Below are 24,511 nucleotides of genomic sequence, written 5' to 3' on the forward strand. Positions count from 1 at the left end.
TCGCAGGAGATTTTAATCAAAATCTTACTTAGGCTTTTATTTGCTAGTAATTTCACCTCTTTTCATTGCTTGACAAAAATCGAAAAGCCCAACATATAGTATTTTTTAAAGAATTCTTCTCAATATATTGTTTATGATAGACCGAATGTGGTAATGTATTACTAGCGAATTAATTACTTAAGACAGTCAAATGTAGTAGTAAAAGGAGCGATTAAATGCCTACTGTTATTGATCAAACAGGAATAAATGTTGAACAACTAAATGAGGACATTCGGTTATTTCCGCAAGTCCACCCAATCACAGAAGAAATGCAGCTTAGTCATCAAGGGGTTTCCAGACTTGTTATGCTTGATAGATATGCATATAAAGATACAGAAAAGAGAACTTTAAAAGCTGGGGATTTTGTAGTTTTGACAGTAAAAGCAGACCCTAAGTTTCCTGCAAGAGGTTATGGTTTTGTAAAATCTGTCAATTGGATAGAAAAAGAGGCTGAGATTAAAGTAGATGCAGAATTTGTTTCCATCTTAGATAATGAAGAGGAAGCTAAGTCCGGTATTGTTAAACGGAGTCTGGATGTCATAGACAAGCCGCTGGAGATTTTTTATGAACAAATCGCAAAGCGAAATGCTAAAGGGCTTTCCAGCGTGGAACAAACAACTGAGAAGCAACAGACATGGTTTCAGCAGTTTAATAGAGAATTAACGGACATGAATTTCATACCTGCAGGCAGGGTTTTATATGGAGCAGGAGCAAATACAGATGTAACTTATTTTAATTGCTATGTAATGCCATATATTAAAGATTCTCGTGAAGGTATCTCCGACCATAGAAAACAAGTAATGGAGATAATGAGCAGAGGCGGCGGGGTAGGAACGAATGGCTCTACTCTTCGTCCAAGGAATACATTAGCACGAGGAGTGAATGGTAAATCGTCCGGCTCTGTTTCCTGGCTGGATGACATTGCTAAATTAACGCATTTAGTAGAACAGGGAGGGTCACGTCGTGGAGCGCAAATGATTATGCTTGTTGATTCCCACCCTGATATTATTGAGTTTATTATTTCTAAAATGCAAAACCCACGTATTTTACGTTATTTAATTGAAAACACTCAAGATGAACAAATTAAGCGTCTTGCTAAGGAAAAACTGAATTTTACCCCGTTAACAGATACAGAAATGGATTTGTATCAAGGAATTGTAAATTATCGTAACCAACCAGGTTTGGGAGGGTTCACCCAAGCTGCTATTAGGGAAGCTGAAGATAAATTAAGAACAGGTGGAACATACTCTGTCCATAACGCTGAATTTCTTACTGGTGCTAATATTTCCGTCTGTTTGACAAAGGAATTTATGGAAGCAGTAGAAAATGATACTATGTATGATTTACGTTTTCCAGATGTAGAAAGCTATACCAATGAAGAAATGGAAGCATATAATAACAAGTGGCATGAAATTGGTGATGTACGTAAATGGGAAGAAATGGGCTACGGAGTTCGTGTTTACCGTCGTATAAAAGCTACAGAATTATGGAATCTTATTAATATTTGTGCAACCTATTCAGCTGAGCCAGGTATTTTCTTTATTGATAATGCAAATGATATGACAAATGCAAAAGCATATGGTGATCAGGTTGTGGCTACAAATCCATGTGGTGAGCAACCATTGGCTCCTTACTCTGTTTGTAATTTGGCTGCTGTAAATTTAGCTCAGATGGCAAATAAAGAAACAAAGAACGTTAATTTTGAAAAATTAAAGCAAACAGTTAGAACCGGTGTGAGGATGCAGGATAATGTCATAGATGCGACACCATATTTTTTGGAGGAAAATAAGAAGCAAGCATTAGGAGAAAGACGTGTAGGCTTAGGTGTTATGGGGTTACATGATCTATTAATTTATTGTGAGACAGAATATGGTTCAGAGGAAGGTAATAAATTAGTAGATCAGATCTTTGAAATAATTGCCACTACTGCTTATAGAGAGTCAATCGAACTGGCAAAAGAAAAGGGGAGTTTTCCTTTCTTAACAGGAAGTACAAGAGAGGAAACAGAAGATTTACGCAAAGCATTTATTAATACAGGTTATATGAAACAAATGCCAGAGGATATAAGAAATGGTATTTTGGAGCATGGGATTCGAAACTCTCATTTACTAACAGTGGCTCCAACAGGTAGTACGGGAACAATGGTGGGTGTATCTACGGGCCTTGAACCGTATTTTTCCTTCTCCTATTACCGCAGTGGCAGGTTAGGTAAGTTTATCGAAGTAAAGGCGGATATCGTACAAGAATACTTGGACAAGCATCCAGAACAGGATTCAAATAACCTACCTGCATGGTTTGTTACTGCAATGGACCTAAAACCAGAAGCACATGCTGATACACAATGTGTTATTCAGCGGTGGGTTGATAGCTCTATTTCTAAAACAGTAAACGCACCGAAAGGTTATTCAGTTGATCAAGTAGAGAATGTATATCGCAGACTTTATAAAGGCGGGGCTAAGGGCGGAACTGTCTATGTGGATGGCAGTCGAGATACCCAAGTCTTAACACTTAAAGCAGAAGAGAATACATTCGGTGAACAAACAGAGCTCTTCCCGGAAACTGAGCGCCCTAAAGTAGTTTTAATGGATACGATTCAAGAACTTGATAAAACAAATGTAACAATAGGTTCAGAGGTAGGGGATACATGTCCAGTATGCCGAAATGGAAGTGTAGAAGACATCGGAGGATGTAATACATGCACAAGTTGTGGAGCCCAACTTAAATGTGGTTTGTAAATCTTCAAAAAAGAAAGTAGCCAGAGAGGTTGCTTTCTTTTTCCTTGTTTAATACTAAATGTTCCTGTATGCTTTAGGATAGAAACAAAGTTGCGCAAGATAAAAAAAGATTCTTTATAATTGTATAGAGAAAATTTCTTATAGGTACTGTTGAACAAACTACAACAGATGTATAAGTAACACTTCTTTACTGTGAAGGAAGTTAACCAAATTCACACGACCTATTTTAAAACACGCCAACTTTTTTGCTTCATTATACGTTCATTCATATTAGATGGATGATAATTATGCACGTTTAAACTTTATCCGATAACCAAATAATAATTAATGAAATGAGGGGAGAAACTAATGCCGACACCAAGTATGGAAGACTATATTGAACAAATATATAACCTAATGAAGTCAAAAGGATATGCAAGGGTATCTGCACTGGCAGAAGCACTTGAAGTCCACCCTTCCTCAGTTACAAAAATGATTCAAAAATTGGACAAGGACGATTATCTTAATTACGAAAAATATAGAGGATTTGTTCTTACGGCTCAAGGAGAAAAAATAGGTGAACGATTGGTATTTCGTCATGAGTTGTTAGAAGATTTCCTTGAAATTATTGGAGTAGACAAAGAGAATATCTACGAAGATGTAGAGGGTATTGAACATCATCTTAGCTGGAATTCCATTGATCGTATTGGAGATTTAGTCAACTATTTTAAAGAAGACCCAGCTAGAGTAGATGCTTTACGAGAGTATCACATGAAAGAAGAAGATCAATGAATAGCCATTAACATACAATGATAATACATTGTATGTTTTTTATTTTTTGAAGAAAATATTGGTTCTATTGCAATGCCGGAGTACAATCATTAGCTGGTATATTCAGTATAGGATAGAACTGCGAAATAGTGTGGGAAAATCTGACGCAGGAAACTTTAATTAGCAGCAAAGAACTAGTAAGTCAGCAGCAGAGCAAGATAACCTTCGAAATGAACTACTTCCATGAAAAATGTTCTAAAAATTTTAAAAAGCTATATAGCTGTATAGCAAAGAATTTTTGAAATGGGGTGTTATTTTGGAGGTTGATGCGGTTTTTTCTGGTGGTGGAATAAAAGCCTATGCATTTCTTGGCGTGCTGGAAAGTATGGAGAATAAAGGATTGGAAATTAGAAGATGTGCAGGTACTTCAGCAGGAGCGATTGTTGCAGCGCTTATAGCAGCTGGATATAAGAATAAAGAGATATTCGAACTTATTTCAAACTTGGAATTAACGAAATTTATTGATCCTCCTGTAATCACAAAGATTTTTCCGTTAAGCAAATGGTTCTACATTTATTTTAAGTTAGGAATAAATAAAGGAGATATATTAGAAGCATGGTTGTACGAACATTTAGCAAACAAAAATGTATATACGTTTAAAGATCTCCACCTTGAAACCCTTAAAATTGTAGTCAGTGATATTTCCCTAGGTAAGTTAGTCGTTATACCAGATGATTTAAAGCGAATTTATGATATTAATCCAGATTATTTTCCGGTTTCAAAAGCGATTAGGATGAGTGCTGGTTTTCCATACTTTTTCATGCCTAAACAAATACCAAACTTGACTTCCAGAAAAAGTTTAATTGTGGATGGAGGATTGTTAAGTAATTTTCCTTTATGGATTTTCGAAAAAGAGAGAGAAATAAATCAACGACCTGTACTAGGAATAAAATTAGAAGAAGTAAAAAAGCCTCAATTAGAGGAGACAAATTCTATTAATAATGCAATTGATATGTTTTACGCGCTTTTTTCTACGATGAAACAAGCACATGATACAAGATATATATCAAAATCAGAAAATAATAATATTATTACTATCCCAGTTGAGAACCAACATGCCACTAACTTACATATTAATAATGAAACGAAAAGAAGGTTAATTCAAGATGGAAGAGAACATGCAGAAAAGTTTCTTAGATTTTGGCCAAAATAAAAAGGAGCGAGCAATTAAAATGATGCTCGGTCCTTTTCTTTTGTTTTATTCCCATCAATTACTTTTAAGTGAGAAGCACGTTTATTCGGTTTACGCTTTGAAGGGTTAAGTACTTGTTTTTTTGTGTGAGTGGATTTCACTGGTGTATTGTGTTTATATTTAGCTTTTGATTGTTTGACCGCTTTTTTATATTTTTTCATATCGTTTGAGGGAGCCTTTTTCTTGAGAAAGATAAAGTAGATAACCGCAAACATTGCTATACCGAAACCAAGCATAACAAGTATATTGGTTAAAAAGCTTTTTGTATTAGTGAAAATTTGTGATACTAACCCAACAGCTGCTAATGAAATGATTAAATACATAATAATAGATATTTTGTTACGAGCCATTAGATTGATCCTCCTCTCTCCAAGGTAATAATAGCACCTATAAACTGTATACCACTATTTTGATTTTTCTACCCTATTTTTAGGCGGAAAATATAAAAATATCTCGTTATTAGTTAAAATTCTTCCCATATTGGTAAATTTTATTCATTGATACTTAATTAATTTTACTACAATTAGGTAGACGAAACCAGTTTATGAATAAGTAAATTATGCGTTTTTTTAACCAAATTGGCAATACTAAACGCGGAGGTGTTTTTTATGCAGGAAGAAAAAAAGCTGGAACAAAACAAACGTGAAGAACCTATGTCTTTATTATCTCGTTCACTTCTAACAGGCTTTATTGGTGGGCTATTATTCGGAAGTCTTGGGATGGTGATGTATTACTTTAATTTTTCAGAAGTGTCTCCTAAATCATATGTTCTTCGGTCGTGGGTAACAGAAGAATGGACGGAAAAGTGGCTGGGAAACATTATTGCAATATTGCTGCTTGGTATACTATCTGTATTAATTGCAATGTGTTATTATGGCTTACTAAGAAAAATATATTCTTTATGGGCTGGGGTGTTGTTTGGTATAATACTTTGGGGGCTTTGTTTTTATTTATTTCAACCTATTTTCCCAAATATTCCTGAGCTATCTCAGCTCACTAATCATACTATTGTTTCCACTATTTGTTTGTTTGTCATCTATGGTTCTTTTGTTGGTTATTCCATATCATACGATTATTATGATACTAAAATGAGAGAAGCAAATGGATAAAATTCCCGTGTCTTGTAGTGTAATGATTATTCAAAAGTACGTGAATATGATAAACTAAAAACATCCGCTTGGCAGATGAACGTGCTTATAACAATGTTATAGAAAGGAAAGGGAGAATGGATAAACTAAAGAATTTAAAAAAAGCCTTAGAAGGCAACAATTTAGATGGTATTTTAATAACAAGCGATTTTAACAGAAGATATATTACTGGTTTTACAGGTACAGCTGGGGTTGCGCTTGTTGGTCAAAATGATACCAAATTCATTACGGACTTCCGTTATATGGAGCAAGCGAATGAACAAGCAAAGGGCTTTGATGTCATTGAGCATAAGCAACCAATCGAATTGGAAATAAAAGATCAGCTTAGCAACATGGGGATAAAGCGTCTTGGCTTTGAAAAAGATCATGTAACTTATAGCCAGTTTGAGACGTATAAAAGTACCTTTGATGTGGAATTGATCCCAATGAGTGGTTTAGTTGAAGATTTGCGCTTGATTAAGACAGAGGAAGAAGTACAAATTATAAAGCAGGCTGCAAAAATTGCAGATGATGCATTTGAGCATATTCAAGCTTTTATAAAACCTGGCGTAAAAGAAATTGATATATCAAATGAATTAGAGTTCTATATGAGAAAACAAGGTGCTACATCTTCAAGCTTTGATATTATTGTAGCATCTGGTTTACGTTCCGCACTTCCCCATGGTGTTGCTTCAGATAAGGTAATCCAGTCAGGAGAATTGGTTACGTTAGATTATGGAGCGTTATATAATGGGTACTGTTCAGATATAACAAGGACCTTAGCTGTTGGGGAAATTAGTGATAAATTGCGTGAAATATATAATACAGTGTTGGAAGCACAGCTTAGAGGGGTAAATGGGATAAAAGCTGGTATAACTGGTAAAGAAGCGGATGCTTTAACAAGGGATTATATTACAGAACAAGGGTATGGAGCGTATTTTGGACATTCAACAGGTCATGGACTAGGAATGGAGGTACATGAAGCTCCAGGACTATCTTATAGAACAAACGATAAATTGAGGACCGGAATGGTTGTAACAGTGGAGCCGGGTATATACATACCTAATGTTGGTGGTTGCAGAATAGAAGATGATATTCTGATAAAAGAGGAAGGTAATGAGCGTTTAACTTTAGCTCCAAAAGAACTCATCCAACTATAGAAACAATACACATGTAAAGGGAGGATCTACAACATGATTTCAGTAAATGATTTTAAAACAGGTTTAACAATTGAGGTTGATAATGATATATGGCAGGTAATGGAGTTTCAGCATGTTAAACCGGGAAAGGGAGCAGCCTTTGTTCGTTCCAAACTTCGCAATTTACGAAATGGAAACATTCAAGAAAAAACATTTCGTGGAGGAGAAAAGGTAAATAAAGCCCATATTGAAAATAAAAAGATGCAGTATTTATATGGATCTGGAGATTCTCATGCGTTTATGGACACAAATACGTATGAACAAATTGAGCTGACTTCAAGCCAAATAGAGTATGAGCTAAAATTCATGAAAGAAAATATGGAAGTATCTATTATAACGTATGAAGGTGAAATATTAGGGGTTGATTTGCCAAAGAACGTTGAACTTGAGGTAACAGAGACCGAACCCGGTATTAAAGGCGACACAGCTAGTGGGGGGACGAAGCCTGCAACGTTGGAAACAGGGCACACCGTTCAAGTACCTTTTTTCATTAATAAAGGTGATGTTTTGCAGATCAATACTACTGATGGAAAATATGTTTCAAGAGCATAACTTCATGGAAGCAAAACAGGTATAACTTGTCCTGTTTACAAATTTCACAAATATCTAAGCAATAAAAAGCAGTCCTACAAGGGCTGCTTTTTTACATTAAAAAATATGAAATTTTGATTCTAATATTGATAGCGTTACTCAATGATTCGTAAAAAAGATATACTGCGACGTAACTAAGGTTATAGAGGCTGCGTAAATCACCGCTACGGGGAAATATTCTGCTTTCCTCGGGCGGCTGAGGTCGTGCCGGGCGGCAAAGAAGACACTGTGAGGTTACGAACAGGTGTCGCGCTTGTACCCGGAGGTGTGAAAGCGTCCGCCTGAAACGAAAATCAATGGGGCACTTCTCCTCAAATATTTCACTGAGCTTTTCATCAATAAAGTTACGTCGCAGTTTCCTCGTACTGCGAATTACTTTCTTTTATTGCTGATTAAAGCATTTTAAGCTAGTTAGTTTTATCCACCAGTTCCTATTTTGCTAAATGTAAGAGAAAGTTTGTAATCTAAGATTTGCAGTATCTTCACCAACATATACTTTAGTCTGTTTCTATGCTTGAACAGTTACGCCCCGCTCTGCTGCTGAGGCCAGATTTTTGCTTGCCACTCTTCGTTTTACTCAACTCATCTACTTCCCTTCATTCCTATCTATAAGAGCCCTTGCACTTTCTCCTTTTAGATTATCAATAGAAAGGCATATTTTTTTTGCTTCCACATACATTTATTAATAAGTTAATTCTAAAAAGTGGGGACATGCCATGGAAGAAATATTAAGAATATTTCCGGACATACTTCAGCAAAAATTAAGTAAGCATATAATGAATCGTTGGGGCAAACTTCAGGAGATAAGGTTACGATTAAATCAACCTGTGGAGTTAATTTGGGATGACCTTAATGAATGGTTAGAAAATGCCAGGCCAACAAAGCAAGAGTTTATATCTATTATAAACCAACTTAGCCAGTTTTCATTATATCGTATGGAGGACGAGCTCAGAGAAGGTTTTATAACGATTGAAGGTGGTCATCGAATTGGGTTAGCAGGCAAAGTAAATACACTTGGAGGCACTGTAAAATCTATTCAATATATCACCTTTTTAAATATACGAATAGCGAAGGCGAAAGTTGGAGCAGCAATACCTATCATACCATATTTGTATGATTCTCAATATGTAAATACGTTAATCGTAGGCGCACCTCAAACAGGGAAAACAACAATCATACGAGATGTAACTCGATTAATCTCTACCGGTTGGAAGGACAAGCCTGCTAAAAAAGTTGGTGTTATTGATGAGCGTTCGGAGATTGCCGCCTCCATCAAAGGTATTCCTCAGCACAATTTAGGTAAAAGAACCGATGTGATGGATGCTTGTCCTAAGGCTGAGGGGATGATGATGATGATTCGTTCTATGTCTCCAGACATTTTGATTGTGGATGAAATTGGAACAAGTAAGGATGTAGAAGCCTTGATGGAAGCAATTCATGCTGGTGTAACTATTATTTGTTCGATGCATGGTAGATCGCTTGAAGAGATAAAAAGAAGGCCTTCTTTTAGTCATCTTATAGAGCAAAAAATATTTCAGCGGATTATCATTCTAGAAAAGTACAGAAAACCAGGCCATATTGCAAGAATTTACAACGAAGATGAGGTGAATATATGGAAGGAAACGAGGTGCTTATCGGATGATGTGGGTTGGAGCACTTCTTTTGATAGGAACAACCACCTGGATGGGGTTTGAATGGAGTAGCAGACTGGAGAAGAGACCACGTCATATCCGTCAATTAAAAAATGCATTACAAATACTAGAGGCGGAAATGATTTATAGCCAATCTCCATTAAAAGACGCTTTTGTTGTTATATCTAAACAAGTTCCAGAACCTACACGAACATTTTTTGTTGGGTTAGATGATTTTCTTAATGACAACAATAAAGACCTATACGTCATATGGAAAAGTTCTGTAGATAGACTGATTGAGGTCTCTTCTTTAGAGAGAAATGAAAAGGAAATTTTATTACAATTTGGAAGAACATTAGGTCAACATGATTTCGTCCAACAACAAAAACATATACAGCTCGCAGTTGGTCATCTGGACAGGGAATTGGAAGAGGCAAGAGATAATTATTTTAAATACAGTAAAATGGCGAAAAGCCTTGGATTCTTATGCGGGGTGTTCATCGTATTATTGCTTATCTAATTAGAAAGGAGCCCATCTATGCTTACAGATGCGTCTATTCTCTTCCAAATTGCTGGAATCGGGATCATTGTAGCATTAATCCATACAATATTAAAACAAATGGGAAAAGAGGAAATTGCACAATTTGCTACATTATTGGGGTTTATCATTGTCCTGGTTATTGTAATCAATGGTCTTTCAGAGTTATTTCAACAAATTAAATCTGTGTTTTTATTCCAAGGGTAGGTTGTTATGGACATTTTGCAGATTGTTACACTTGGACTCGTTGCAACCATTTTATATATTACATTAAAAGATATTAATGGTTCGTTTGCATTTTTTATTATTATTATTACAGGAATTATCATCTTTATTTCCATTGTTCATCAAATTGGAACCATCTTTCAATTACTTCAATCACTTGGCGAAAAAGCAAACGTAAAAGGTATGTATATGGAAACAATCCTTAAAATAATTGGAATATCATATATTGCAGAGTTAGGCGCAAGTATATCTAAAGATGCCGGTCTTCAATCCGTTGCTTCATATATTGAACTGGCAGGAAAAATATTTATTCTTTTATTAGCAGTTCCGATTATTACTGCTGTGATCGAGGCAATATTAGGCTTCTTGCCGGCAACCTAATGAACCAATGAATTGAAAGAAAGGGGAAATAGGTGTGAATCGGACTGCTAAAATTCTATTCGTTTCCTTGCTGATCTTGCCTTATATATTTTCAGGACAAGTATCGGCTACAACAACAAGTCCACCTGTTAGTTCTGAGGAATTAGAGGATGACATGCTTCAGGAAATTTCTCTTGAAGGTGTCCAGGAGTACTGGAGTGAGCTTGTAAATGAATATAACGGCTATTTACCAGGACTTGAGAAGAAAAGTGTGTATGATCTAATAAAAAATCAAGAGTCTTTTTCGATAAAAGATAGCGTGATTGGCTTTCTGGAATTTCTGTTTTATGAACTTATTTTAAACGGAAAGTTACTTGGTATGTTGTTAATGCTTACATTGTTCTCAATTATTTTGCAGACGATGCATACAGCTTTTGAAAAAAGCGCAGTAAGTAAGATTGCTTATTTTGTTGTTTACATTGTACTTATATTCATTGCACTGAATAGTTTTTATCTGGCCTTTTCATATGCGAAAGAGGCAATCAATACAATGAGTAGTTTTATGATTGCATTATTACCATTAGTGCTGGGACTGATGGCAACCTTTGGAAATCTCCTTACAGTTTCTTTCTTTCATCCAATTATCATTTTTCTTATCAATTTAAGTGGTTTACTTATATCGCATTTTATTATGCCTTTACTCTTTTTGTCTGCTCTTCTACTAATAGTTAGTAGTTTAAGTGATGGATACAAAGTAACACATTTAGCTAAGTTATTACGCAACGTAGGTATAGGCACACTAGGGGTGTTTTTTACTATATTTCTGGGAGTGCTATCTGTTCAGGGAGCAGCAAGCGCAATACAGGACGGTGTGGCTATGAAAACAGCGAAGTTCCTTACTGGAAATTTTATCCCGGTAGTAGGTAGAACATTTACTGATGCAGCAGATACTATTCTAAGTGCCTCGCTTCTTTTAAAGAATGCAGTTGGAATCGTTGGTTTGGCAATTGTCTTGTTTATCACTCTTTTTCCGGCAATAAAGATATTTGCTATTGCTTTAATATATAAAATTGCTGCTGCAATTCTTCAACCGATAGGTGATGGACCTGTTATATCCAGTCTCAACACAATCAGTAATTATATTGTCTATATATTAGCCTGTTTACTTGCGGTATCTTTTATGTTTCTGTTAGCCATTGTTCTACTAGTTGCAGCTAGCAACATCACATTGCTTTTACGTTAAGGTGGTTAAAATGAGTATACTTATAGACTGGATCACTCAGATTATTATTTTCCTTCTGCTGGCAACCGTTATTGAATTATTGGTGTCTTCAACTAAGATGAAGAAATATGTAAAGTTAGTTACCGGGCTCATATTAGTATTAATTTTATTAAAGCCTATTTTCTATGTTCTTCAAATTGATATTGAACAAGCTGTCAGGACTTCTATTAATCAAGTTAATTTAGAAAGAAACCAAGATAAATCTATAACAAATTTAATAGAATTTCAAAAAAGTGAAATACAAACAACACATGATGCATATATTTTAAAACAAATGGCTGTCCAATTAACAGAAATTGCAGAAAAACCTCTATTAGAAAATTACAGGGTTGAAATCAAAAATATTGATTTTCAATTCACGGAAGCATCAGAGGTTTCTTTTGAAGGATTGGAAAAAGTCATTGTATATATAAAAGAATCAAAGGGTGGGGAGGGAGCAGTGAGTTTAGTTGATGATGTGGTAATTGACATGAACAACCCTGTGGAAACCAAAGGAAACGAGAATAATGAACAAATAGAGTCTTTTTTAAGAGAGCTTTGGGAAATGGGAGATAAGGACCTAACGGTTATAAAGGAGGGAGGGATCACTTGAAGCAGCTATTGGAAAGGTTTTTCGGAGGAAAAGATAGTGAAGGCAGTAAACGACCATCCAAAAAAACCGGATATATGATTATATTGGGAATAGCTGGTTTGTTTTTATTAATTCTCAGTAATATTTTCTCTTCGTCTCCTTCTGAAGGAATTAATGATCAAGAGATAGAAAAAATGGAGACAGCAAAGGAAACAAGTCAGCAGGAGGCACCTACTACAACTAGCATAGATGAACTGGAATCCCTGTATAAAAAAGATTTAGAATCAATGCTTAATAAAATAACAGGGGTATCAGAAGCTGAAGTGATGGTCAATCTGGAATCAACTTCGGTGAAGGTCTATGAAAAAAACTTAATAAAGGGACAACAATCAACGGATGAATCTGATAAAAATGGCGGAGAAAGAAAAGTGGAGGACCAAACGGAAGAGGTGCAGACAGTGCTGGTAAGACAAGGAGATAGAGAGGTGCCTTTGTTGATACAAACAAAGAAGCCCCAAGTGAGAGGAGTCTTTGTTGTAGCCAAGGGTGCTGATCACGCTACTGTGAAAAAATGGATGATTGAATCAATCTCTCGTGTGCTTGATGTTCCAAAACATAGAGTTTCAGTAATGCCAAAGAATTAGGGGAGGAATGAAGTAATGTTAAAAAAGCAAACAGTTTGGTTACTAACAATGTTAAGTTTGATGATTGTGTTGAGCGTCTATTACATGACGTCACCAGCAAGTGAAGATTTAGCCTATATTAATGATGGACAAGATCAGGAGGAAGCTGTACCTACAGATTCACAGGAGACAGAAGGAGAAGCTGAGGTAGAAGGTATTTCAAACATGGGTGAAGATGAATTATTCACAACTATTCGCATGGAGTTGGAAGATGAAAGAAGTATGAAAAAGGATAGGTTAAAAGATATAGTTGCTTCAAGTTCTGCTTCTGCAGATGAAAAGGATCAGGCGCTTAGAGATATAGACGTTATCGAGGATGTATCTACAAAGGAGTCCATTCTTGAGGAAACTATTCTAGGTTCAGAAAAATATGAGGATGTATTAGTTCGTTCAGAAGATGACAAAGTACATGTACATGTTAAAGTTGATACACTGTCTTCAACAGAAGTAGTTAACATTATGCAAATGGTGAGAGACGAATTTGGTGAAGTTCCTGTAGATGTGAACTTTCAACCTAAAGCAAGTGAATAAATTGCTAAAACCCGAGCCGTGGACAGACTCGGGTTTTTAATTTTAGAAGCATGGCATCCTCATTTAACATACAAAACTATTCGCATTGAAGACACATCATTGTTATAATAGGGGAGTAAATTGTTTTACATAATCTATATAAAACCGTATTCTTAAAGAGTTCTTTAAACAAGAAAGTACTCAATGTTGAATGAACACCACAATTTATCGTAAAATATTATTAGGAGTTTTTAGGACCTAATACTAAAATTAAGAATGGAAGGGTGCTACCATTATGTTGAAAGTGCAGGAAATTAGAGAAATTATCAAGCTAATTGATCAATCATCCATTAATCAATTTACTTATGAGTCAAACGGAACAACTATAACAATGGAAAAGTCAGCCGGAAATACAACGGTTCAACCACAAAATACCCCAGTTCAAGTAGTAGAAGAGAATCCGTCTGTTCAGACAAAAGAAGAACCAACTATTAAAGAAGAAAAACCAGTAGAGTCTCATAAAGAAGAAACGGTAAAAGAAGAGAGTAAGCCGTCATTTGATTATGAAATAACCTCTCCTATGGTAGGAACATTCTATAGTTCACCATCTCCTGAAAGCGGTCCTTATGTTTCTGTAGGCAGCAATGTAGAAGATTCATCAGTTGTATGTATTGTAGAAGCAATGAAGCTATTCAATGAAATAGAAGCAGAAGTTTCGGGGGAAATAGTTGAAATCCTTGTAAAAGATGGCGAGTTAGTAGAGTATGGTCAGCCATTATTCAGAGTAAACAAGAAATAAGGGGATGTAGCGTGTGATTAGGAAACTGTTAATTGCTAACAGAGGTGAAATAGCTGTGCGTATTATTCGTGCTTGTAAAGAAATGGATATTACGACAGTAGCAGTATACTCAGAAGCTGATAAAGAGGCATTGCATGTGCAATTGGCTGATGAAGCTTATTGTATTGGACCTACTTTAAGTAAGGACAGCTATCTGAATTTCACTAATATTATGAGTGTAGCAACACTTACAGAAGTAGATGCCATCCACCCAGGTTATGGGTTTTTGGCTGAAAATGCAGATTTCGCGGAAATTTGTAAAGCCTGTAATATTACTTTTGTTGGCCCCACTCCAGAAGCTATCCAGCAAATGGGGATTAAAGACGTGGCCAGAGAAACAATGGAAAAGGCGAATGTGCCTATTGTACCTGGTTCTGATGGAATTGTTGAAAATACGGACGAAGGAATTGAAATTGCTGAAAAAATCGGATATCCAGTTATTATAAAGGCAACTGCTGGGGGCGGGGGCAAAGGTATTCGTGTCGCCAGAACAGAAGAAGATCTTATTAAAGGAATCCAAGTAACACAGAAAGAAGCAGAAACAGCTTTTGGAAATCCAGGGGTTTATATTGAAAAATTTATTGAAGATTTCCGACATGTGGAAATACAAATTCTTGCAGATGAGCATGGAAATGTAGTCCACCTTGGGGAGAGAGATTGCTCTATTCAAAGAAGGTTGCAAAAGCTAATAGAAGAAACTCCTTCACCTGCTCTTACCCCTGAGATCAGGGAGAAAATGGGTGAAGCTTCTGTAAAGGCTGCAAAAGCAGTTAATTATGTAGGAGCAGGAACAATTGAATATATATTTGATAGAAAAAGTAACGATTTTTATTTTATGGAAATGAATACAAGAATCCAAGTAGAACATCCTGTAACAGAACTTGTGACTGGTGTGGACCTTATTAAAGAACAAATTTTAATTGCTAATGGTGAGAAACTATCCTTTAAACAAGAGGATATTGAGTTTGAAGGGTATGCAATGGAATGTAGGATAAATGCGGAGAACCCATTTAAAAACTTTATGCCTTCTGCAGGCGAAATAGAGATGTATCTTCCACCAGGTGGATTAGGGGTAAGAGTAGATTCTGCGGCTTATCCTGGATATAGAATACCCCCTTACTATGATTCCATGATCGCTAAGCTGATTACATATGGAAAAACGAGGGAAGAAGCAATAAATAGAATGAAACGCTCACTAGATGAGTTTGTTGTAGAAGGAGTGTATACAACAATTCCATTTCATCGGCAGATTATGGATCATGAAGTATTTATAAAGGGAGATTTCAATACGAATTTTCTTGAGGAAAATCCGATCATCGAGAAAAAAGATTGACTGATCTTTTAATTAATAAAGGAGTGAGAATATGGATGAACAGCCTTTGTTAAACGTTAGTAGTGATAATAATTTAGGTCAAGTTGAAATTGCGCCTGAAGTTATTGAGGTAATTGCTGGTATAGCTGCTACAGAAGTAGATGGCCTCTATGCGATGCGCGGAAACTTTGCAACGGGTGTTGTAGAACGCTTTGGGAAAAAAGCACATAGTAAGGGTGTTAAAGTTGAACTTACTGAAAATGGTGTGCTAATTGATCTCTTCGTTATCCTGAATTATGGCACTTCTATTCCTCAAACTGCACAGAAGTTGCAAACAAATATAAGACAGACACTAAAAAATATGACTGCTTTGGAAATTGATGAAATTAATGTACATGTTGTAGGTATACAAATGGAAACAAAAGAAAGCGATGAACAGAAAGAGGATTAAGGGAGAGACCAAAAGATGATTTCACATCTTTTGGTCTGCTTTTTTATACAATTAATGCGAATAAAAAGTTCTAAAATTACACTTTTAATTTAGTTGGTTGGTCCTAGCGTTGGTTTCTTAATCATGTTATTATTTGGAGAGATTAGTTAAAGGAGCTATATACAAATGAATAGACACACAGCGAGAGAAAAAGCATTTCAAATTCTGTTCCAACTTGATATTAATAAAAATGAGCCTAGTCAAGCAATTAATGATTTCCTTGAAACAGAGGAAAGTGATCCATTCTTAATCTTACTTGTTGAGGGAGTAACAGAAAATAAACAAAAAATTGACCGGGTGTTGACTGAACGTATTGAAAAGTGGTCTTTTGAAAGGATAGCTTCAGTAGAAAAAACAATTCTGCGTATTGCTTCATATGAGATTCGATACCTTGATGACATACCAACAAATGTATCTATTAATGAAGCAGTTGAACTGGCCAATAAATATGGAGATGAGAAATCAGGTAAATTTATAAATGGTGTACTTTCAAAAGTAATTATTGACAAAGGGGAGTAAGTAATGACTGCTGTTGAAATTAATGGGAGAGACTTGGCGCAAGAAATTAAAGATGAAATGAAGGTGGAAGTGGAAGAACTTAATCGTAAAGGAATATATCCAAAGCTGACAGTTGTTCTTGTAGGAGATGATCCTGCCTCTAAATCATACGTTAAAGGCAAAAAGAAAGCTTCAGCAGAAACAGGGATCGAATCTGAACTTATTGAGCTCCCGGTTTCAACTACAGAGACAGAATTATTAAGCTTGCTAAATAAGTTGAATAATGATAATTCAATTCACGGGATTTTGGTTCAGTTGCCCTTACCTGACCATATTAATGAACAGAAGGTAATTGAGACAATTTCTCCAAAGAAAGATGTGGATGGATTTCACCCAATTAATATTGGTCACATGATGACAGGTAATGATACCTTTCTTCCATGTACCCCACATGGTATAATTACTATGCTTAAATCCCGTAATTTACAGATAGAAAGTAAACATGCTGTAGTTATTGGAAGAAGTAATATAGTAGGTAAGCCTGTTGGACAATTACTATTAAATGAAAATGCGACGGTCACTTACTGCCATTCAAAAACCAAGAATCTTCAACATTATACGAAGCAAGCAGATATCCTAATAGTTGCTGTAGGCAGACCAAATGTAATTAACCAAACTCATCTTAAAGAAGGAGCCATAGTCATAGATGTCGGCGTAAATAGGCTTGAAGACGGTTCCTTGACTGGGGATGTTGACTTTGATAGCGCAAAGGAAATAGCTTCTTATATTACTCCTGTGCCTCGTGGAGTTGGGCCAATGACAATTACCATGTTGTTGAAAAATACCATTAAAGCAGCTAAAGGAATGACAAGATAATTGAAAGACAATTATTTAACAGTAACTGCGCTTACAAAGTATTTAAAAAGGAAGCTTGAGACAGATCCCCATTTAAAAAATGTTTGGTTAAAAGGTGAAATCTCTAACTTCAAACACCATAGTCGTGGTCACATGTATTTAACGATTAAAGATGATCAGACGCGTATACAGGCAGTGATGTTTGCTGGAAACAACCGCTTCCTCAAATTCATGCCTGAAAATGGAATGAAAGTTTTGATAAAAGGTGAAATAAGTATATTTGAAGCATACGGACAATATCAGTTATATATACAAAATATGGAACCAGATGGCATTGGTGCTTTATATTTAGCCTTTGAACAGCTGAAGGAAAAATTACATAAAAAAGGGTATTTTGACCAGCAATATAAAAAGCAAATTCCTGTACACCCAAAACATATTGGAGTTATAACCTCGCCAACAGGTGCAGCTGTTCGTGATATTATCACGACAATAAAAAGAAGATATCCAATTGTTTCCCTAACCGTAATTCCCGTTTTGGTACAAGGTCAAAATGCTACAAATTCGATCAAGCAAGCAATTGATAAAGCGAATGAAATGGCAATGTTTGATGTTTTAATTGTAGGTAGAGGCGGTGGCTCTATTGAAGAGTTATGGAGTTTTAATGAGGAGATAGTTGCCGAGGCCATCTTTCGCTCTAGCATCCCTATAATTTCGGCAGTAGGACATGAAACAGATCTTACGATAAGTGATTTTGTTGCTGATATGCGCGCCCCCACACCTACTGGTGCAGCCGAACTGGCTGTGCCTTCACATATTGAATTAAGAGAAAGAATAAAGACGTTAAGAAGATCAGTGAAAAAAGAAATGGCACGGAAAGTTATGGAAGAGGAGCGACAGGTTCAACGGATAAAAGATTCCTATGCTTTTCGTTACCCTCAACTTCTTCTTAAGCAGAAAGAACAGGAACTGGATCAGAGTGTAGGAAATTTACAAAAAAGCGCTGGCAACTATGTTAAAGAGACAGAGAAAGCATATAGAGATCTTTTTAAGCGATTACTGGCCCAGCATCCTAAAAATCAAATACAACAATCTCATAACGAATTAGACCAACTGACAAAAAGACAAAAGTATTGCATGAATTTGTTAATTGAACAGAGTAGTAATCAATTACAGAACACAATTGATAAATTACCACTTGTGAACCCTCTTGCTATTATGCAGCGCGGATTTGCAATACCTTATACGCAGAGAGGGACCATATTAAAGTCAGCTAAACAAGTGAAAGAAAAAGAATCAATAATTCTGCATATGGCAGATGGAAGGTTAAGTTGTTATGTTGAGAAAGTAGAGGAGGAGCATAATGGAGGAAAACAATGAATTATCCTTTGAGGAAGCAATGAAGGAATTAGAAAAAATTGTAGGAAAATTAGAGGAAGGTGATGTCCCTCTCGAACGAGCAATTGATTACTATCAAGAGGGTATGAAGCTTTCAAAGCTATGTAATGATAAATTAAAAAATGTTCAAGAAAAGATGACAAATATCATGAATGAACAAGGTGACCTTGAGCCTTTTGAAATACAGGAGGATGAATAGGTGAGTAGAAATCTGATTTCATATATGGAAGAAAGTAAAGAGCTTATTCATGATGGACTTATATCATGTCTGGAGAAATTGGACATTCCGGATAACTTAAAGCAAGCAATGCTATATTCAGTTAAAGCTGGAGGGAAACGATTAAGACCTGTATTATTATTTTCAGCGTTTGAAGCATATGGAGAAGATAATAAAAAAGCTATTTCCAGTGCAATTGCTCTTGAGCTTATTCATACTTATTCACTGGTCCATGATGATCTCCCTGCTATGGATAATGATGATTACAGAAGAGGAAAGCTAACAAATCATAAAGTTTTTGGTGAGGCGACTGCCATCCTGGCCGGTGATGCATTACTAACATACAGTTTTGAATTAATAGCAAATGATCCTCTTCTGCAAGACGCAGAAAAAGTTGAATTAATTAAATCTTTATCTCGTGCTAGTGGACCTAAAGGGATGGTTGGTGGACAAATTCTAGATATGGAAGCTGAAAATAAAGCTACCTCTCTAACTGAATTAGAACGAATACATGTATTAAAAACTGGTGAATTACTTCAATTTGCTGTTTATTCTGGAGCGTATCTTGGGGGTGCTTCTACTACTGAGTTAGCGGCACTAAATGATTTTTCCTATTATCTTGGGCTAATCTTCCAAATACAAGATGATATTCTTGATGTTACTGGAGATTCTCAAAAAATGGGAAAACAGGTCGGTAGTGATGAGGGAAACAATAAAAGCACTTATCCAAAGTTACTCGGTTTGGATGGGGCTATCGAACAAAAAAATATGTATGCTAAAAAAGCAAAGGAAGCTTTAAAAGAAGCAAATGCAGCTCATTCTAACTTAATGGCGTTAACAGACCATTTTAGTAATAGAGATCATTGATAGTAATTGGTATAAAAGTGATTTTTATGTTATAATTATAAAGAATGAGGAATGGTGCAGTATTCTAGTCAGTCCTCCGTTCCTGAAGGCGGGCCTAAAAATCCGCCAAAGGGCACATCGATGAAGTTCCTTGTGTTGGCTTGAGGCGCCCAGCCTTGGGTCGATGCTGGGAGTTAAGGTTTTCGGGCGATCCACAAAGGCATGTGGGCGTTGACCCGATTACCGCGGAGGCCCATCTCTGTCGTGACTGCTAAGCCTAGGAGTCATTATGGAATGGGGTATGAACCTGCTTAATTGGGTAAGGGACACCTTGTTAGCAGCGTAGCCTGCCTTGAGTGGTGTCTGAGGGGATTAGAGTCTTAAATATAAGTACTGGTGGCCACAGAATTTATATTTTTATCTCTATGAAATCAGCACTGCAAAAGAGGCTAGGGAACGGCTAAAGACTGTAGAGGAAAACTCCTAGACTGTTCTTGGACATTTAAAAGGGATTATAGTGTGGACTAAGTGGTAATCCAGTCTAGCTAATGGTGACATAGCTAAGATGGGTTTAAAGGGGAACCTCCTTTTATGGCAACATAGGGTACCCATCTGGGAAAACCTACTGGACCTAAGCCGCAGTTTTTATCTTTTAAATGACCATTCCTTCTTACATAATAAAATAAGATTTCAGAGGTAAATTATGAATTCCCAAATAAAAAATTCTTTAAAATTTAGTCTTACTATTGCCGTTATCACATTTGTGTTAGCGGCTATTTTTTCAGTTATTTCTTCTTCCATTTTGGGTGAAGTTATGTGGATGATAGGGTTAGTTATTGTGTTTCTCATTGTGCTAATTGGTGTTATTTTTGACATGCTTGGTATTGCTGCTACTGCTGCTAGCGAGTCGCCTTTTCATGCGATGGCAGCGGAAAAAGTACACGGTGCCAAAGAAGCTGTAGCAATAATAAGAAATGCAGACAAATTCGCCAGTTTTTGTAATGATGTGATAGGAGATATTTCTGGTATTGTAAGTGGAACTGCATCAGCTATTGTGGTGCTGCAAATTGCCAATTTATTTGGTGAAGGCGAGGGGTCCTCCATCCAGATCATCCTCTCTGTTATATTGACAAGCTTGGTAGCAGCAATTACAGTTGGAGGCAAAGCAATTGGGAAGTTTTTTGCTATACATTCTTCTACTTCAATCATTTTTTTTGCTGGAAAGTTAATCTCAATAATTGAGAATAAATTTAAAATAAAAGTATTACCAAAAAATAAAAAGTAGTAAAGGATTATTTAAATATGGGTAAAAAACGGGTTGATGTTCTATTAGTGGAAAGAGGGTTAATTGAAACAAGGGAAAAAGCCAAGCGTATCATTATGGCTGGACTTGTATACACAGAGCAAGAAAGAATTGATAAACCGGGAATAAAGGTAGAAGAAGATATTCCTTTAACTGTTAAAGGAAAGCTTTTTCCATATGTAGGTAGAGGAGGCTTAAAGTTTGAAAAGGCCCTTACTTATTTTGCTATCTCTGCTCAGGATAAAATCATGATTGATGTAGGTTCCTCGACCGGTGGATTTACAGATTGTGCTTTACAAAATGGAGCTAAATTAAGCTATGCGATAGATGTAGGATACAATCAATTAGATTGGAAGTTAAGAAATGATGAAAGAGTAATTGTAATGGAACGTACCAACTTTCGCTATGTTACACCAGATATGCTGGCACATGGACAACCGGATTTAGCTTCTGTTGATGTATCATTTATCTCCCTTAAATTAATATTACCAGTGTTGAAAAAATTATTAAAAGCAGATAGTAATGTTATAATTCTGATTAAACCACAATTTGAAGCGGGTAAGGAGCAAGTGGGTAAGAAAGGCATCGTTAGAGACCGAGGTGTTCATTTTCAAGTTTTAAAGCAAATTATTTCTTTTGCTCAGTTGGAAGGATACGCTTTCAAAGATGTAACATATTCCCCTATAACGGGCGGAGATGGAAATATTGAATTTTTAGCTCACCTTTCTTGGGTGAATAGGGAAGATTGTGAACCAATAGATGAAAAGCAGCTTTTGAAGCTAGTTGATGATGCACATAATGAATTAACAATAATAAATAAAAAAGAAAAATGACTACGGGTCTTTGTGGTCTGCGTAATGAGGGTGTTAAATGAGTAAACTACAACGTCATATTAAAATTCGAGAATTAATTACAGAAAACGAAGTTGAAACACAGGATGAGCTAGTATCTGATTTAAAAGATCTTGGATTCAATGTAACTCAAGCTACCGTCTCACGTGATATCAAAGAACTTCATCTTGTAAAAGTACCATCCACAAACGGCAGCTATAAATACAGTCTTCCTGCTGACCAACGATTCAATCCATTAGAAAAATTAAAACGGTTAATTAATGACGCATTTGTAAAAATAGAGCATGCAAGCCACTTTATAATTTTAAAGACTTTACCTGGTAATGCCCAAGCAGTGGGAGCATTAATTGATAATTTGGATTGGAAAGAAATTATGGGCACCATTTGTGGGGATGATACCTGTCTTATTATTTGTAGGACGGAAGAAAAAGCAGAAGTTATTAAAGAACGATTTATTGATATGCTTTAACTAATGTCTTGTTTGGGGTGATTATTAAATTGTTAACAGAACTATCTATTCATGACTTCGCGATTATTGAAGATATATCTATAACGTTTAATGAAGGACTAACAGTTCTAACTGGTGAGACTGGTGCTGGGAAATCCATTATTATTGATGCAGTGCAGTTATTGGCTGGCGGCAGAGGATCTGTCGAATTTGTAAGACATGGAACTAAGAAAGCGGAGATTGAAGGCTTATTCATTATTGATTCTGACACCCATCCCATTTATAAAGTAGGAAAAGAATATGGTATAGAAATATCTGATAAGCAGATTGTGTTACAACGCACTATTACTGCCAACGGGAAGAGTATATGCAGGGTAAATAGTAAATTAGTTACACTTGCAATATTGAGGGAGTTTGGAAAGACACTAATTGATATTCACAGTCAGCATGAAACGCAGTCGCTTATGAATCCTGAACATCATATCGACTTACTTGATATGTATGATGCAGGTCAAATTAGAAAAACTAAACAAGAATATCGAGAACTTTTTAATAAACTTTTATCCCTCAAAAACCGCTATAAGAAATTAAGTGAAAATGAACAGGAAATGGCTCATCGGTTAGATCTTCTTCAATTCCAACTTAAGGAAATTGAACAAGCAGATCTAGCTCCTGATGAAGATCAGAACTTGGAAGAAGAAAGAGATTCCTTGGTTAATTATGAACGTATTTATCAAGCTTTACAGGATGGATACAATGCTTTGTATGGAGAGCAACGAGGGCTGGAATGGGTTAATAAAGCTCAGGTGGCGCTACAATCTGCTGCTACATATGATAAATTTATTGAAGAAAAAGCTGAAGCAATCTCTAATCACTACTATGCTTTAGAGGAATTAACTTATGAACTACGGAATTATACAGAAATGCAACAATACTCTCCAAGCCGGTTGAATGAACTTGAGGGTAGATTAAACGAAATCAGCCGTTTGAAAAAGAAGTATGGTGCTACGGTAAATGATATTCTGGAATATATGGGAAAAGTAGAAGAGGAAATCGAAGAAATAACTAACAAAGATTCACACTTGTCTAAGTTGGATGAGGAAATAAAGGAATTAGAAAAAGATGCATATTTAGAAGCAAGACAATTACATGATTTACGAAAAAAAGCAGCCAATTCTCTAACTGCAAATATTCATAAAGAATTAAAAGGATTATATTTAGAAAAAGCCTCATTTGCGATTTCGTTTGGAGAGGTTGATGGTTATAATGAAGAAAAGCTTCCTCTTCATAAAAATGGTTTCGATCAAATACGGTTTTTAATTTCAACAAATACAGGTGAACCGCTTAAAGAATTGAACAAAATTGCTTCCGGTGGAGAGCTTTCCAGAATAATGCTTGTTCTTAAAAAGATTTTTTCCAGACACCAAGGTGTTACAAGTGTTATTTTTGATGAAGTGGATACAGGAGTTAGTGGCAGGGTTGCACAAGCCATTGCTGAAAAAATATATCAAATATCACAAGCTTCGCAAGTACTGTGTATTACACACTTACCACAGGTAGCATCGATGGCAGATACCCACAAATTTATTAAAAAACTTGAAAAAAACCAGCGCACTTTCACATCTGTCTCGGAGCTTACAATTGAGGAACAAATTGATGAACTTAGCAGAATGATAACCGGCACTAAGTTAACCGAGACTGCAAAAGAACATGGAAAAGAGATGCTTGAATTAGCAAATCATTATAAAGAGCAAAAAAATACGGATAAATTTATGTAAGAAGCCAGAAAATAGAATATCTGGCTTTTTTGTTTGTTTAAAAACGATAAGAGCCCACATACATATATACATAAAATAGCTGACCGTTTAAAAGGAAAAGATACACATCTTTGCTTATCATTAACCAGTTTATTTACATGGCTGTTAGGTCAAATTAAAGACACAGAAGAAATAAAGCATAGGT

At 35.9% G+C, this 24,511-nt stretch carries 27 protein-coding genes; 26 read left to right on the plus strand and 1 reads right to left on the minus strand.

Going from position 1 to position 24,511, the window contains the following annotated elements:
* Positions 1-215 precede the first annotated feature (215 nt).
* From BME96_RS09230 to BME96_RS09240, 3 genes are all read left to right on the plus strand, one after another.
* Entirely contained in the window at positions 216-2,774 is a 2,559-nt protein-coding gene (locus tag BME96_RS09230) for a vitamin B12-dependent ribonucleotide reductase (protein ID WP_071648940.1), read from the plus strand.
* Between the two features lie 348 nt (positions 2,775-3,122).
* Positions 3,123-3,545: a transcriptional regulator MntR gene (mntR, locus tag BME96_RS09235; protein ID WP_019377926.1), complete on the plus strand. Its 423-nt coding sequence runs from the start codon at positions 3,123-3,125 to the stop codon at positions 3,543-3,545.
* A 295-nt stretch (positions 3,546-3,840) separates the two neighbouring features.
* Positions 3,841-4,737 (plus strand): patatin-like phospholipase family protein, encoded by an 897-nt coding sequence (locus BME96_RS09240; protein WP_071648941.1) that lies wholly within the window; start codon positions 3,841-3,843, stop codon positions 4,735-4,737.
* A 14-nt stretch (positions 4,738-4,751) separates the two neighbouring features.
* Here the strand turns inward: BME96_RS09240 and BME96_RS09245 are convergent, their stop codons facing one another.
* Positions 4,752-5,126 (minus strand): SA1362 family protein, encoded by a 375-nt coding sequence (locus tag BME96_RS09245; RefSeq protein ID WP_071648942.1) that lies wholly within the window; start codon positions 5,124-5,126, stop codon positions 4,752-4,754.
* 258 nt (positions 5,127-5,384) lie between these two features.
* On the opposite strand from BME96_RS09245, the gene BME96_RS09250 reads away from it, so the two are divergent.
* The 23 genes from BME96_RS09250 (at position 5,385) to recN (ending at position 24,327) form a co-directional block, all read left to right on the plus strand.
* Positions 5,385-5,885, plus strand: a complete 501-nt coding sequence (locus BME96_RS09250; RefSeq protein WP_019377923.1) for a YqhR family membrane protein — start codon at positions 5,385-5,387, stop codon at positions 5,883-5,885.
* A 116-nt stretch (positions 5,886-6,001) separates the two neighbouring features.
* Positions 6,002-7,063, plus strand: coding sequence for a M24 family metallopeptidase (locus BME96_RS09255; protein ID WP_071648943.1), 1,062 nt, complete (start codon positions 6,002-6,004; stop codon positions 7,061-7,063).
* A 33-nt stretch (positions 7,064-7,096) separates the two neighbouring features.
* Positions 7,097-7,654, plus strand: coding sequence for an elongation factor P (gene efp, locus BME96_RS09260; RefSeq protein WP_019377921.1), 558 nt, complete (start codon positions 7,097-7,099; stop codon positions 7,652-7,654).
* 755 nt (positions 7,655-8,409) lie between these two features.
* Positions 8,410-9,387: a stage III sporulation protein AA gene (spoIIIAA, locus tag BME96_RS09265; protein ID WP_019378260.1), complete on the plus strand. Its 978-nt coding sequence runs from the start codon at positions 8,410-8,412 to the stop codon at positions 9,385-9,387.
* Complete coding sequence (gene spoIIIAB / locus BME96_RS09270) at positions 9,332-9,844, plus strand: stage III sporulation protein SpoIIIAB (RefSeq protein ID WP_071648944.1); 513 nt, start codon at positions 9,332-9,334, stop codon at positions 9,842-9,844. The genes spoIIIAA and spoIIIAB overlap by 56 nt, the downstream gene beginning before the upstream one ends.
* Positions 9,845-9,862: 18 nt before the next feature.
* The gene (gene spoIIIAC / locus BME96_RS09275; RefSeq protein WP_019378262.1) at positions 9,863-10,069 is read left to right on the plus strand and encodes a stage III sporulation protein AC; all 207 of its coding nucleotides are present in this window, start codon (positions 9,863-9,865) and stop codon (positions 10,067-10,069) included.
* A gap of 6 nt (positions 10,070-10,075) precedes the next feature.
* Positions 10,076-10,468, plus strand: coding sequence for a stage III sporulation protein AD (gene spoIIIAD, locus BME96_RS09280; RefSeq protein ID WP_019378263.1), 393 nt, complete (start codon positions 10,076-10,078; stop codon positions 10,466-10,468).
* A gap of 34 nt (positions 10,469-10,502) precedes the next feature.
* A complete protein-coding gene (gene spoIIIAE, locus BME96_RS09285) occupies positions 10,503-11,690 on the plus strand; it encodes a stage III sporulation protein AE (RefSeq protein ID WP_019378264.1) in 1,188 nt (395 codons plus the stop codon).
* Between the two features lie 10 nt (positions 11,691-11,700).
* The gene (gene spoIIIAF / locus BME96_RS09290; protein WP_019378265.1) at positions 11,701-12,321 is read left to right on the plus strand and encodes a stage III sporulation protein AF; all 621 of its coding nucleotides are present in this window, start codon (positions 11,701-11,703) and stop codon (positions 12,319-12,321) included.
* Positions 12,318-12,944, plus strand: coding sequence for a stage III sporulation protein AG (spoIIIAG, locus tag BME96_RS09295; RefSeq protein ID WP_019378266.1), 627 nt, complete (start codon positions 12,318-12,320; stop codon positions 12,942-12,944). The genes spoIIIAF and spoIIIAG overlap by 4 nt, the downstream gene beginning before the upstream one ends.
* Positions 12,945-12,959: 15 nt before the next feature.
* Positions 12,960-13,514: a SpoIIIAH-like family protein gene (locus BME96_RS09300; RefSeq protein ID WP_019378267.1), complete on the plus strand. Its 555-nt coding sequence runs from the start codon at positions 12,960-12,962 to the stop codon at positions 13,512-13,514.
* Between the two features lie 274 nt (positions 13,515-13,788).
* Entirely contained in the window at positions 13,789-14,292 is a 504-nt protein-coding gene (gene accB, locus BME96_RS09305; protein WP_071648945.1) for an acetyl-CoA carboxylase biotin carboxyl carrier protein, read from the plus strand.
* A 13-nt stretch (positions 14,293-14,305) separates the two neighbouring features.
* Positions 14,306-15,664: an acetyl-CoA carboxylase biotin carboxylase subunit gene (accC, locus tag BME96_RS09310; RefSeq protein ID WP_071648946.1), complete on the plus strand. Its 1,359-nt coding sequence runs from the start codon at positions 14,306-14,308 to the stop codon at positions 15,662-15,664.
* A 31-nt stretch (positions 15,665-15,695) separates the two neighbouring features.
* Entirely contained in the window at positions 15,696-16,094 is a 399-nt protein-coding gene (locus tag BME96_RS09315) for an Asp23/Gls24 family envelope stress response protein (protein WP_019378270.1), read from the plus strand.
* 165 nt (positions 16,095-16,259) lie between these two features.
* Positions 16,260-16,652 (plus strand): transcription antitermination factor NusB, encoded by a 393-nt coding sequence (gene nusB, locus BME96_RS09320; protein ID WP_060678427.1) that lies wholly within the window; start codon positions 16,260-16,262, stop codon positions 16,650-16,652.
* A gap of 3 nt (positions 16,653-16,655) precedes the next feature.
* The gene (gene folD / locus BME96_RS09325; RefSeq protein WP_071648947.1) at positions 16,656-17,507 is read left to right on the plus strand and encodes a bifunctional methylenetetrahydrofolate dehydrogenase/methenyltetrahydrofolate cyclohydrolase FolD; all 852 of its coding nucleotides are present in this window, start codon (positions 16,656-16,658) and stop codon (positions 17,505-17,507) included.
* The gene (xseA, locus tag BME96_RS09330) at positions 17,508-18,866 is read left to right on the plus strand and encodes an exodeoxyribonuclease VII large subunit (RefSeq protein WP_071648948.1); all 1,359 of its coding nucleotides are present in this window, start codon (positions 17,508-17,510) and stop codon (positions 18,864-18,866) included.
* A complete protein-coding gene (locus tag BME96_RS09335) occupies positions 18,850-19,083 on the plus strand; it encodes an exodeoxyribonuclease VII small subunit (RefSeq protein WP_019378274.1) in 234 nt (77 codons plus the stop codon). Before xseA ends, BME96_RS09335 begins: the two co-directional genes overlap by 17 nt.
* The gene (locus BME96_RS09340; RefSeq protein WP_019378275.1) at positions 19,084-19,968 is read left to right on the plus strand and encodes a polyprenyl synthetase family protein; all 885 of its coding nucleotides are present in this window, start codon (positions 19,084-19,086) and stop codon (positions 19,966-19,968) included.
* A 682-nt stretch (positions 19,969-20,650) separates the two neighbouring features.
* A complete protein-coding gene (locus BME96_RS09345; RefSeq protein WP_019378276.1) occupies positions 20,651-21,232 on the plus strand; it encodes a CNNM metal transporter family protein in 582 nt (193 codons plus the stop codon).
* A gap of 17 nt (positions 21,233-21,249) precedes the next feature.
* Positions 21,250-22,083 carry a TlyA family RNA methyltransferase gene (locus BME96_RS09350; protein WP_019378277.1) on the plus strand — a complete coding sequence of 278 codons (834 nt, stop codon included), beginning with the start codon at positions 21,250-21,252 and terminating at the stop codon, positions 22,081-22,083.
* Positions 22,084-22,120: 37 nt separating this feature from the next.
* Complete coding sequence (gene ahrC, locus BME96_RS09355; protein WP_019378278.1) at positions 22,121-22,570, plus strand: transcriptional regulator AhrC/ArgR; 450 nt, start codon at positions 22,121-22,123, stop codon at positions 22,568-22,570.
* A gap of 29 nt (positions 22,571-22,599) precedes the next feature.
* Positions 22,600-24,327: a DNA repair protein RecN gene (gene recN, locus BME96_RS09360; RefSeq protein WP_071648949.1), complete on the plus strand. Its 1,728-nt coding sequence runs from the start codon at positions 22,600-22,602 to the stop codon at positions 24,325-24,327.
* Positions 24,328-24,511 lie beyond the last annotated feature (184 nt).

Source organism: Virgibacillus halodenitrificans, from assembly GCF_001878675.1.
GTDB classification, from domain to species: domain Bacteria; phylum Bacillota; class Bacilli; order Bacillales; family Amphibacillaceae; genus Virgibacillus_Q; species Virgibacillus_Q halodenitrificans.